Origin of the sequence: Saltatorellus ferox, assembly GCA_007751475.1 — a bacterium.
Lineage (GTDB): Bacteria > Planctomycetota > UBA1135 > UBA1135.
Map to the genome: position 1 here is coordinate 2,039,019 of CP036434.1, position 11,899 is coordinate 2,050,917.

An 11,899-nucleotide genomic window follows, 5' to 3' on the forward strand; every position below is an offset into this window, starting at 1 on the left:
CTTCTTCGGGGTCGCTTCAGTCCCTGTCCAGTCGATCACGGCTCGATCGCCTCGCGGCGTCGAGGGTGCTCGCCAGGCCAGCAGCTGGCTTCGGCGCTGCGCTCGATGGGGCCGTCGGGGCCGTCGGGGTCGTCGGGGCCGCTGGTGCAGGCTCCGTCCTGGGGATCGCAGGTTCCGTTTCCGAGCGGCGGGTCGACGCGCGCTTCACCGATCGTTTCGGCCACGGGATCTGCCCCCAGACGTCGAGTCGTCGTCCAGCGATCTCCAGTAGCCAGAGCACAAGGGCCGCCAGCATCAGCTCGGCCGTCAGGAGCTTCCACGCTCTGGCGCCCCGCGGTCCGCGGAGGATCTCGGCCGTTCCGACCTTCATCACGCCGCCGGAGCGCGCTGCAGCCCGGCGCAGGAGGCGCTCACCCGCTCGCGGATCGGGGGAGCGCTCGTATTCCGGGGAGTAAGGCAGGATCGTCGGTGGCATCGTCAGGGCCACCATGTCGCCGGAGCCAGACTCCAGTCCCACCGTGGTCACGGCCACCTCACCCGAGCGGAGCGGATGGCTCGCCTCGAAGCGCGTGGGCGAGACGCGCTCCAGCGTCACCCGATGCGTCCCGCTGCTGTCGGTCACGCTGGCGGTGAGCGCTTCGCCGAGGTCGCCCCTGGCCGCGTCCGGATCGAATTCGACCGAGAGGACGGCGCGCCGCCCCTGGCGTTCGACCGAGGCGAACACGCCCACCGGCGCCTCGACGCCGCTGAGCCAGCGGACCATCGTCACGAAGAACGGCGAGAAGCCCTCCCAGTTCGGAAGCGCCGAGCCGTACGCGCCGCCGATCTGCCCCGTGAAAGCGGCGACCCGCCCGAGTCCCCGCGCGTGGAACGCGACGACGGGCGCCTTGTACTCGTCGGTCGTGACGGCGCCGGGCGAGGCGCCGTCCCTGAGGTACGTCAGGTTGTAGCCGCCGAGCTGCGGGAACCGGAGCTCGGGCATGTCCGCGAGCCCGAGCAGGTCGCGGCGCGACTCGACGGCGACCGGATCCGTCACGAAGGTGGATCGAGCGATCGCCTGCGTATCCATCGCGAAGAGGCGCGGGAGCTCCGACGCCGACGCCGTGAAGTAAGCCTCTCCACCGCCGCTTCGGGCGCAAGCCCGCAGGAACTCGGCGTGGGGATCGGTGTCGGAACCGAGGCCGATGACCGAAACCGTGGCGCCCATGTCGCGGAGCAGTGCGATCACCGGCGGCGTCTCGGCCTGCTCCTCCGCGTCGGATGCGTCCGCGAAGAGAATGACGTGCTTCGTGACCTGCGAGGCGCTCTGGAGCTCGCGGGCCGATGCCTTCAGCGCGGTCGCCGTGAAGATGCCGCCGCCCCGGGACAGGATCCCGAGGACCTTGGCCTCGACTTTATCGGGTTCCGTGAGTTCGGTCTGGCTCTGGATCACGTGGGCGGCCGAGTCCACCGCGATGATCGAGACCGAGTCGCTGGGGGACAGCAGTCTCAAGGCCTCGACCGTGCCGCGGTTCGCAAGGTCCATCTTGGTGCCGCCTTCGGCCGGTGCCGCCATCGATCCCGATCGGTCGAGCGTGATGGACAGCGCGACGGCGAGCTTGCGGTGCTCCTGCCGCTGCTCCATCGAAACCGGAAGGAGATCGTCCAGCGGAGAGCGGAAGTAGCCACCGGATCCGAAGGACGCTTCACCGCCGGTCATCAGGAGCCCGCCGCCATGGTCGAGCGTCCAGGTCCGGAGAAGTTCCGTGCGGTCCAGGCCCAGACGTGCAGCCGAGACGTTCTCGAGGACGACCGCCCGAAAGTTCTCCAGGGTGACGAGCTGGCGCGGCGCCTCATCGACGCTGATCGCAACCGCGGGAATGCCAGCGCCGCGCAGCGCGAGCGTCAGCGGGTCGGTGGCGCCGTCGTGATTCAGAACGAGGACGGGACGGGCGCCGAGTGCTCGCGTGGCGGCCAGTGCGCGGTCGTTCTCCGGGACGCGGTCGACCGTGTCCGCTCCGGGGGCGAGCTCGACCCGATAGGTCCCGATCCCCGCCTCGGTGAGCCCGGTTCGGAAGCGGATTCGCGAGCGCCCTGGCGGCAGCTCCACCGTCCGCGACTCCAGGAGATCCTCGCCGCGCAGGAGGCGCACGGTGCGCGCTTCTCTGGTCGCGGACTGGATCCAGGCGGTGATCAGGAACGGCTCGCCGGTGAAGACCTCGGACGGCAGCTCGACGCGCTCGATCGATGTATCGCCGACGCGTATCCGGCCCACGTCGCGCACGTCGATGCGGACGCCGCGACCGGCGGCGGCGAGCACCGCGCCATCGACCTCACGCTCCGCGTCCGCCTCGCCATCCGATAGCAGAACGATCGAGCCGCGCGCTCCTCGGGGAATCAGCGAGAGCGCGGATTCGAGCGCCGCGCTGAGGTTGCTTCCGTCCGGCGAGACCGCCGCATCGAAGCTCTGGAAGCCCCGCGACGCCCGCGTGATGCCGCGATCGATGATCGCCTCTTCGCCAAAGGTGATCACGTGGACCTCGTCCTCGGGGCGGCGCGAATCGAGCGTGAGCTGGATCATCTCGATCGCTTGCTCCTCGGACCCAGCGGGCATGGATGCCGAGCGGTCGACGACGAAGACGACGTGGCGTCCGCCCGTGCCCGCGTGCAGGTACAGGCCGGCGGCGGCGAGAGCGACCACGGCCGCGAGGAGCAGCCGAAGCGCGGTCGTCATCGGGTGCTGCTCCCGGCGCGTCCTCCATGCGAGCCACACGAGGGGCAGGAATAGCAGGAGCAGCTCGGGCCGCTGGAAGCTCAGGGCGCTCAAGCGCCACCTCCGCTTCGATCGCGCAGCGCCCACCAGTCGAGGCCGAGCATCGCGGCCGCCAGCAGGATCAGCACGGACTCGAGCCAGGGAGTTCGCCCGCCCTGGGCGAGCGCGTCACCGAAGTCCTCGCGGTTGCGCGGACCAGGGTCGACGCTGGAGCGGTCGCGCAGGTCCGACTCGGCGGCGCCGAGGAGCGATACGCCGAACGTCTGGAGCACCGCGGTGGCCCCGGTACCGGCCCGGGGACGACGGAGTTCCCAGAGCCCGGGCTCATCGAGTCGCGGCGTGATCAGGTCGGTGGAAGTGGTCGATTCGATCATCCGCCGAGCGCCTCCCGGAGCCACGAGTTCCAAAGGCTCGTTCGGGGCACCGCGCCAGAGGAAGCGCTCGCCCAGCGCAAGGGAGGTTCGATCCGGACCCGGCAGGGCGAGGCGCCGCTCTTCGGCGGCGTTCGCGAGCAAGATCGGCCAGTCGGCGGAGCGGCCCAGGTTGGAGCGCTCGGGGTCGATGCGCAGTTTCCAGACGCGCGCGGAGCCCGGGAGCAAGGCCTCCGTGATGAGCGGCGTGTCGCCCGCGTAGGCGAGCACGCTGGCCGCCGGGTCGATGGTGGCGGACTCGTCCATGGACCAGACGACGCCGTCGAAGGACACGCCGTCGAGGAGTCCGTGGCTCGCGTCCAGGAGGAAGGGGCCGACGAGGTGACTCGGTTCGGCCGCCCTGCCCTGCACCAGGAGCTGCCAGGGGCTCGAGAGCGCCTCGGCCATGGGGTCGGTGGGGATCGCGTCGGCAGAGATCACCAGGTGCGGGCTCTCGTCGGAGCCCACCGCCGTGGCGTCGATGACGATCTCGGCCCAGCGCTCCGCAGAGCCTGCGGCGCCCAGCCCAAGGCCCTGGGAGGGGCCGGCCTCGAGCCGTGAAGCCAGGCGCAGGGTCTTCTGTGGCGGTGGGCCAAGGTAGGCGACGTCGTCGATCGGGAAGCCATCGAGGGCGGCGCCGAGGGAGGCACCATCTGGGCCACCCACGGGATCGATGCGAGCGACCATCACCCGCGCCGTCGAGCGCACTCGGTAGGTCCAGCCGCGCGTCTCGTCGGGCTCGAGGACCAGAGCCTCCTCGGCGACCGCAGTACCCGGCTCGTCCGCAGGCGCGAGGGTCAAACGCAGCGTCGCGGCGCGGTCGGAAGCGTTTCGAACGACCACTCGGATCTCGTCGTCGCCGTCCGTCGTCCGCGCTCGAAGGGCGGCCGTGATCCCGACGTTGCTCGCCGGTTCACCCACCGCGATCCAGCGGATGCGCTCTGTAGCGCTCGCTGTCGCCGACGCCTTGGAGACGTGATCGGTCACGTGGTCGATGGCCCCGCCCGCGGCCAGCTCGGCCCCGAGCAGCAGACCAGCCGTCGGGTCGTGGTCGCCGAAGATCGGCCAGGGCTTCGCCAGCTCCGCGAGCGCCTCGTCGCGGAAGGCGAACGGGCCTGCCAGCACGATCGGTTCGGGACCCGTGAGCACGAGGGTCGCGCGGCTGTCCGAGGGCATCTCTCGCAGGCTTCTCGTGACCGCTTCCCGGGCGCGCTCACGGGCGGTCGTGCCATCGATGGCGCTCCGGGCGGTCAGGGACGCGGAGGAATCGATGACGGCCACGTAGTGCCGAGCGGTTTCGGCCCCGAACCAGCGCGGCCCCGCGAGCGCGAGCGTCAGGAAGAGCGCGCCGAAGAGTTCCGCCAGCAGCGACAAGCTGCGCCGAAGCGGCTGGCGAGCGCGTCCGCCCTGGGCTTCATTCGTGACCTCGTCCCACAGGAACACCGCGCTCACGACCAGCGGCCTTCGACGGCGCCGGTAGAGATGGAGACCCAGGATCGCCGCCAGACTGGCAAGACCGAGGAGTCCGAGCGGGTTCGCGAACATGCAGGTTTTCTACGCGAAGTGGCCTGGGTTCTGCCCGAGAAAACTCCGTGGGTTGGGGCAACGCAATCCAAACGGCGTCAAATCTGCCGCAGACCGCCAGCAGGTCTCCCTGACCTGATAGAAGTGGCGCGCGCTGCTCCCCGCCGCGCGCCCATTCAGCCCCTTTTTCGCCCATGCCCGCATTCCTTCGCCGTATCGCGCCTTCCCTTTCTCTCTTCGCGGCGTGCGTCGCCTGTTCGCTTCTCTCGCCGGCTCGGGCGGCTGCTCAGCGCCCGCCGGAGCAGCTGAACAGCGGTGAGATCCTGCATCGGATGCAGAAGCTCGGGGTCGTCGGAAGCGTGCTGTACCTCGCGGCGCACCCCGACGACGAGAACACGCGGCTGATCAGCTACCTCTCGAACGGCGCCAAGGTGCGAACGGCCTACCTCAGCCTCACGCGCGGCGACGGCGGCCAGAACCTGATCGGGCCGGAGCTCGGACCTGGCCTTGGCGTCATCCGGACCCAGGAACTCATGGAGGCCCGGCGCGTCGACGGCGGCGAGCAGTTCTTTTCGCGCGCCGTGGACTTCGGCTACAGCAAGAGCCCCGAGGAGGCGCTGGCCAAGTGGGGGAAGCGCGAGATCCTGTCCGACGTCGTTCGCGTGGTGCGGACCTTCCGCCCGGACGTGATCGTCACGCGGTTCGACGTGGACGGCAGCGGCGGGCACGGGCACCATACGGCGTCGGCGCTGCTCGCGCGCGAGGCGTTCGCGCTGGCGGCGGATCCTGACGCGTTCCCGGAGCAGATCGCCGAGGGGCTGCGGCCCTGGAGGACGACGCGGCTCTTCTTCAACGCGAGCACGTGGTGGAGCCTCGACGTGCGCGATCATGCGCTGGCGGACCCGGAGCACTGGGCGACGGTGGAGGTCGGGGGATACGATTCCCTTCTCGGCATGAGCTACAACGAAATCGCCGGGCGCGCGCGGAGTCAGCATCGCAGCCAGGGGTTCGGCTCGGCGCTTCGTCGCGGTTCGGAGGAGGAGTACCTGCGCCTCGATCTCGGAGCGCCGCTGGCGGCGCGCGAGTTCGCGGGCGGGATCTTCACGGGCATCGATCTGACGTGGAATCGCATCGAAGGGGGCGCGGAAATCGGCGCGGCCATCGACGCGATGGTCGCGGCGTACGATCCGCTTCGACCGGAGAAGAGCTTCGAAGCGCTCTCGAATCTTGGTGCGAAGATCACCGCAGCGCTCGTCACGCTGGATCCTGCGAGCGCCGACGCGGCGTGGATGCGCCGCACGCTCGCTTCGGTCCACGACCTTCTCCAGCAGGTGACGGGAACGGCGATCGAGGCTCGGGCCGCGCGAGCGATGGTGGCGCGGGGGGAGACGCTCGCGACCTCGATCGTCGCGACCCAGCGCATCCCAGGTGACTTCTTCGAACTCATCAGCGTGACGCCGCCGCGCGCTGCGACGCGCTCGGTGGGCGAGACCGTTCCCTGGAACACGGAACTGGAGGCGGAGGTGGCTCTCGAAACCGACGCGAACACGCCCATCGATCAGCCCTACTGGCTCGCGAACCCTTTCGGCACGCTCTACGACCCGTCCAGCACCGGGCACGTCGGCATCGAGCCGATCTCCCGCAGCGGCTCCGTCTACCGCGCCGATCTGCGGGTGAAGCCTGTGGGCCGTGCTCTCTCCGCCGAACGCGTGCTCATGCACACGTGGGTCGAGCGCGTCGACGGTCAGCGTTCGCGACCTGCCGTCGTCACGCCCGTGGCCTCGATCGAGCCGGCGGATCCCGTCGTGGTGGTCACCGGCGATCGCGCCGAGATCAGCGTCGAGGTGCGGGCGCTCTGCGACGGGCTCAGTGGGTCGCTCGGCGTCGACGCGCCGACGGGCTGGACCGTCGTGGAGCAGCCTTCTGCGATCGAGGGTCTCGCGCGGGGGGATCGGCGCCGCTTCGAGATCCAGCTGGAGCGAACTGTGGAGGCCGTGAACGGCGCGCTGCGACTCTCCTTCGAGGGGCCGCTCGGCGAAACCGATCGTACGCAGCACGTGATCGACTACCCGCACATCGTGCCGCAGGTCTGGTACTCGGCCGCCGAGGTGCGACTCGTGCCGCTCGACGTCGAGGTCAGCGTCCAGTCGGTCGGCTACGTCAACGGCGCGGGCGACGAGGTCGCGAGCGCGCTGCGCCGCATCGGCGTGACCGTGGAGATCGTCGACCCCGAGAAGGCCGAGCCCGAGGACCTCGCTCGCTTCGACGCCGTCGTGATCGGCATCCGCGCCTACAACGCAGTCCCGGGCATGGCGCGGCTTCAGCCCATGCTGATGGACTACGTGAAGGCGGGCGGGACGATGGTCGTGCAGTACAACACGGCGAGCCGCGACATGATGACCGACCCGCGGGAGCTCGGGCCGCTGCCGTTCAGCCTCACGCGCGGCCGAGTCACGGTGGAGGAAGCGGCGCCGACGTTCCTGCTGCCGGACCACCCGCTGATGAACGAACCGAACCGTCTCACGGCGGCTGACTTCGACGGCTGGGTCCAGGAGCGCGGGCTCTACTTCGCCGGTGACCTCGATCCTGGGTACGAGGCGCTGATCGCCTGGAACGATCCGGGCGAGGCGCCGCTGAGCGGGGCGCTCATCGCGTGCGACTTCGGCGAGGGCCGCTTCCTCTATACAGGCATCAGCCTGTTCCGTCAGCTCCCGGCGGGCGTCCCCGGAGCGTATCGGCTCCTGGCGAACCTGCTCGTCCGTCGCGCGGAGCGCTGAGCCTTGTCGGGTATCGACTGGGCGGTCCTCCTCGGGACGCTCGGGTTCATCGTTGCCTACGGCATCTGGCGAACCCGCAGCGACAACAGCCAGAACAACTACCTGCGCGGCGGGAGTGACACGCGCTGGTGGGGCGTGGGCCTCAGCGTCATGGCGACGCAAGCAAGCGCCGTCACCTTCCTGAGCACGCCCGGCCAGGGCTACCTCGACGGCATGGGCTTCGTGCAGTTTTACTTCGGGCTGCCGCTCGCGATGATCGTCATCGGCGCCGTGTTCATTCCGCTGTACTACCGCTGGAAGGTCTACACCGCCTACGAGTTCATCGGCAGGCGCTTCGACGGCCGGACGCGGCTGTTGACGGCCGGGCTGTTCCTGATCCACCGCAGCCTCGGCGCCGGCATCACCATCTACGCGCCGAGCATCGTGCTGTCCAAGGTGCTGCACCTTCCGCTTTCGTGGATGTGCGTCTTCATCGGAGCGCTCGTGATCCTCTACACGACGACTGGCGGCGCGCGCGCGGTGGGGGTGACGCAGAAGCAGCAGATGGCCGTGATCTTCCTCGGGATTCTCGCGGCCTTCGGGCTGACGCTGCATTCGCTCGGGGGGACCGTGGGGATCGCCGACAGCTTCCGCGTCGCGGGCGCGCTCGGGAAGCTCGACGTCATCGATCTGTCCTGGGATCCGTCGAACAAGTACACGCTCTGGAGCGGGCTGATCGGTGGGTTCTTCCTGCAGCTCTCGTACTTCGGGACGGACCAGAGCCAGGTGCAGCGCTATCTCAGCGGACAGTCGATCGCCCAGGCGCGCCAGGGGCTCTGGATGAACGGCATCCTGAAGATCCCCATGCAGTTCTTCATCCTCGGGACCGGCGTGCTGGTGTTCGTGTTCTACCTGGTGAACCCGGCGCCGCTGCACTGGAACGAGGCGAACCTCGTGGCGCTGCGGGCCCAGGACACCGGGGGCGTGACGGAGGCGATGGAGGTGCAGCACGCGGAGACCATGGCCGAGCGGGCGGCGGCCACGACGGAGCTCACCGACGCCTGGCGCGCCGAGGACGGCGCGGCGGCGGCCTCTGCCCTCGACGAGGTCAAGCGGCTGGACCGCGAGCGTCAGGTACTGGAGCAGCAGTTCAAGGAGCACGTCGCGACGGTGGCTCCGGCGCTGGAGACGAACGACAAGGACTACATCTTCATCTCGTTCATCATGCAGCACCTGCCGGTCGGCGTGATCGGGCTGCTCCTGGCGATGATCTTCTGCGCCGGGATGGGCAGCACGGCGGCTGAGCTCTCGGCACTCGCGACCACGACGGTCGTCGACGTGGCGCGCGCCGATCGAGGGGAGGCGCAGACCGTGCGGAGCACGCGCTGGGCGACGGTGGGGTTCGGCCTGCTTGCGCTCGGTTCGGCCGCCGTGTTCTCGCTCTTCGAGAACCTGATCCAGGCTGTCAACATCCTGGGAAGCCTGTTCTACGGGACGATCCTCGGGATCTTCCTTGTGGCGTTCTTCGTGAGATGGGTCCACGGGACGGCCGTCTTCGTCGCTGCCCTGATCGCGCAAGCGGTCATCCTCGCGCTGCACTTCGGCGACGTCGAGGTCGCCTTCCTCTGGTACAACCTGATCGCTCCGGCGATCGTGGTCGTCCTCGCCATGGTGCTGCAGCCGGTTCTTCCGGGGTCGCCCTCGGTGGCGGTGCCGCCGGGCGGACGGGCGGATGACGCCGGGGGCGGGAGCCAATGAGACGGCGACCCGTCGGTCCTTTCGGACCGGCGAGCCGCCGCTCAACTCACACGCTTCCCTTGCTACTGGAACGTGATCGCAAGACCGTCCGTGAAGTTGGACGTCGGGCCGGTGGGGCTGGAGTCGCGGTACCAGGCCTGGAAGTTCCAGGTCTGGCCGGGGGCCGCGGAGACGAAGCCGTTCGGCTGGGGGATCTGGTTCAGGTTGATGGGCAGGGCGATCGTGCCGCCGAGGCCGGACTGCTGGATCTGTCCGCCACCGACGTAGCGGCCGACGCTGCCCACCACGCAGAGGTTGCCGGAGCTGCCGCCCGGCATCATGACGAAGCCCTGGGTCTGGCTGGTGATGAAGAAGCCGAAGGCGAGCGCGGGGAGCTGCTGGGCTCCGAGCGTCACGTCGTTGTCAGTGACGGTGGTGGAACCGATCGCCGTGATGCGGGCGGAAGCCCCCGTCGAGTTGAGCGCAGGCATGCAGTAGTTCGTGCCGATCGAGTTGCCGTTGCACCCGCCACCGGCGCCCGTGACCATGAGGGTGTAGTCGTTGCAGTCCTCGGTCGGATCGTCGATCCAGAGTTCGACCCGGAGGAACACGCTCATGGGCGTGGCGTTCGGGTTCGTGTAGACGACCTGCTCGTCGTCCGTGCCCGAGCCGCCGATTCCGAGGCTGGCGGCGCCGATCGCACAGCCCTCCAGTGCGAAGATGTCGATATCGCCCGTCGCCGTGGCGAACAGCACGTCCATCGTGAGGGTTCCTCCGCCGGGCACGCAGAACTCGTACCAGTCAGGATCCCCTTTGGCGCACCAGAGGTTCGGGTAGGTCCCGTCACCGAGCACGACGGCGTCGTCGCAGATATCGTTCTGCTCGAAGTTGTCGTCATTGGTCGCGGGGCAGGGCTCGGCGCGGACGCGGAACTGACCCGGTCCTCCGGCGCCCACCACGCGGGATCCGACACGCAGCAGGTAGCCCTGCCCGGAGATCGCGTCGAAGGTCACGCTGGAAAGGCCCTGACAGGATTGGGCGGCACAGGCGAGGAGGTTGAGTGCGCCGCAATTGATGCCGTCGTAGACGGCGATCCGTGTGTCGAATGCGGTGTTGGTCCCGCACGTCTCAAAGCGAATCGGGCCCGTGGCCGGGGACGTCCAGCGGAACCAGACGTCCTTGCGCACCCCGAGTCCGTTGCAGTCCGAGAGGCCGCCGCCCGTTGCGTTGGTGTTGTCGAAGCCGAACGTGTTGAAGCCAGAAATGGGGGTCGCGTTGGCGCAGTCATCCGCGCCCTGGGCATAGCCCAGCGGAGCGAAAAGGCAGGCAGCGCCGAGGAGAGAGAGCAGTTGCTTCATGGATTTTCGAGAAGAGGAGAAAGGGGCCTGGGGTCATGCGTATTCGGGTGCCGTTCAGCGGAGCCCGACGTCCTCCTGATCTTTGCATGAATCGAGAATCCTGCCTGGGAATCGATGGCGCGCGCTCGGAAACGGGCTGGCGCGCCTTGCGTTTCGGGCGGCTGAACGCTTTCACGGAACGACGGAAGGGGGCGGTTCGACAACCGCCCCCTTCCGAACTGGGTCCTTTCCTTGGCCGCCGGTGGCGGCCCTCTCCGATCAGAAAGCCCCTCTCCGATCAGAAAGCCCCTCTCCGATCAGAAAGCCCCTCTCCGATCAGAAAGCCCCTCTCCGATCAGAAAGCCTCGTCGAACGCGACCTCGCCGCTGACGGACACCTGATAGGCGCTGACCCGGCGCTCGAAGAAGTTCGAAAGCTCCTGGACGTCCTGGAGATCCATGAACGAGAACGGGTTCTTGGATCCGAAGTAGGGCGGCATCCCGAGGTTGGAGAGGCGCTGGTCCGCGACGAATTCCAGGTACTTGCGCATATCGGCCTGGCTCAGGCCCGCCACGCCGCCGGACAGGAGATCCTCGGCGAACTGCATCTCGCACTCGATGGCTTCCTTCAGCATCTCGACGACCTGGTTTTCCAGCTCATCGTCGAAGAGCTCGGGCGACTCGTCCCTGACCGTCTTCACGACCTCGAAGGCAAACGCCATGTGGCAGCTCTCGTCGCGGAAGACCCAGTTCGTGCCGGAGGCGAGGCCGTTGAGAAGACCCTTGCTCCGCAGGAAGTAGACGTAGGCGAACGCGGCGAAGAAGAACATGCCCTCGATGCAGCAGGCGAAGCACATGAGGTTCATCAGGAACCGTCGCTTCTCCTCGGGCGTATGGCAGGCCTCGAGGGACTCGACCGTGTCCATCCACTTGAAGCAGAACTCACCCTTGCGCTTGATCGAGGGGATGTTCTGGATCGCCGAGAACGCTTCCTCGCGCTCCTTGAGGTCGGGGATATAGGTGTCGAGCAGCGTCAGGTAGAACTGCACGTGGAGCGCTTCCTCGTAGAGCTGGCGCGACAGGTACATCCTCGCCTCGGGCGAGTTGATGTGCTTGTAGAGCGACAGCACGAGGTTGTTGGACACGATCGAGTCACCGGTCGCGAAGAACGCGACGAGTCGGTTGACCAGGTGGCGCTCGGCGGGCTGAAGTCGCTTCTGGAGATCGACGGTGTCCGTGCTGAAGTCGACCTCCTCGACGGTCCAGGTGTTCTTGATCGCGTCCCGATACATGTCGAAGAACACGGGGTACTTCATCGGACGCAGGGTCAGGTCGAATCCGGGGTCTAGAATCATGGTATCGGGCTCGTGGTGCGGTCGCGGTC

6 protein-coding genes are annotated in these 11,899 nt (G+C 68.4%); 2 read left to right on the forward strand and 4 right to left on the reverse strand.

Annotated features, from left to right (window positions below):
* Positions 1–16: 16 nt before the first annotated feature.
* Entirely contained in the window at positions 17–2,806 is a 2,790-nt protein-coding gene (locus Poly30_RS07380) for a VWA domain-containing protein (RefSeq protein WP_145195812.1), read from the reverse strand.
* Entirely contained in the window at positions 2,803–4,707 is a 1,905-nt protein-coding gene (locus Poly30_RS07385) for a BatA domain-containing protein (RefSeq protein ID WP_145195814.1), read from the reverse strand. The genes Poly30_RS07380 and Poly30_RS07385 overlap by 4 nt, the downstream gene beginning before the upstream one ends.
* A gap of 173 nt (positions 4,708–4,880) precedes the next feature.
* Between Poly30_RS07385 and Poly30_RS07390 the strand changes: the two genes are divergently transcribed.
* Both Poly30_RS07390 and Poly30_RS07395 read left to right on the forward strand, forming a co-directional pair.
* Entirely contained in the window at positions 4,881–7,463 is a 2,583-nt protein-coding gene (locus tag Poly30_RS07390) for a PIG-L family deacetylase (protein WP_145195816.1), read from the forward strand.
* A 3-nt stretch (positions 7,464–7,466) separates the two neighbouring features.
* The gene (locus Poly30_RS07395) at positions 7,467–9,200 is read left to right on the forward strand and encodes a sodium:solute symporter family protein (protein ID WP_145195818.1); all 1,734 of its coding nucleotides are present in this window, start codon (positions 7,467–7,469) and stop codon (positions 9,198–9,200) included.
* A gap of 62 nt (positions 9,201–9,262) precedes the next feature.
* Here Poly30_RS07395 and Poly30_RS07400 read toward each other — a convergent pair whose 3' ends face one another.
* Both Poly30_RS07400 and Poly30_RS07405 read right to left on the reverse strand, forming a co-directional pair.
* Complete coding sequence (locus tag Poly30_RS07400) at positions 9,263–10,537, reverse strand: hypothetical protein (protein WP_145195820.1); 1,275 nt, start codon at positions 10,535–10,537, stop codon at positions 9,263–9,265.
* 334 nt (positions 10,538–10,871) lie between these two features.
* The gene (locus tag Poly30_RS07405; protein WP_145195822.1) at positions 10,872–11,870 is read right to left on the reverse strand and encodes a ribonucleotide-diphosphate reductase subunit beta; all 999 of its coding nucleotides are present in this window, start codon (positions 11,868–11,870) and stop codon (positions 10,872–10,874) included.
* Between the last annotated feature and the right edge of the window lie 29 nt (positions 11,871–11,899).

Excerpts from the sequence above, each read along its gene's own strand:
- Poly30_RS07385 (WP_145195814.1), bottom strand. The coding sequence starts at position 4,707 with ATGTTCGCGAACCCGCTCGGACTCCTCGGTCTTGCCAGTCTGGCGGCG.
- Poly30_RS07390 (WP_145195816.1), top strand. The coding sequence starts at position 4,881 with ATGCCCGCATTCCTTCGCCGTATCGCGCCTTCCCTTTCTCTCTTCGCG.
- Poly30_RS07400 (WP_145195820.1), bottom strand. The coding sequence starts at position 10,537 with ATGAAGCAACTGCTCTCTCTCCTCGGCGCTGCCTGCCTTTTCGCTCCG.
- Poly30_RS07405 (WP_145195822.1), bottom strand. The coding sequence starts at position 11,870 with ATGATTCTAGACCCCGGATTCGACCTGACCCTGCGTCCGATGAAGTAC.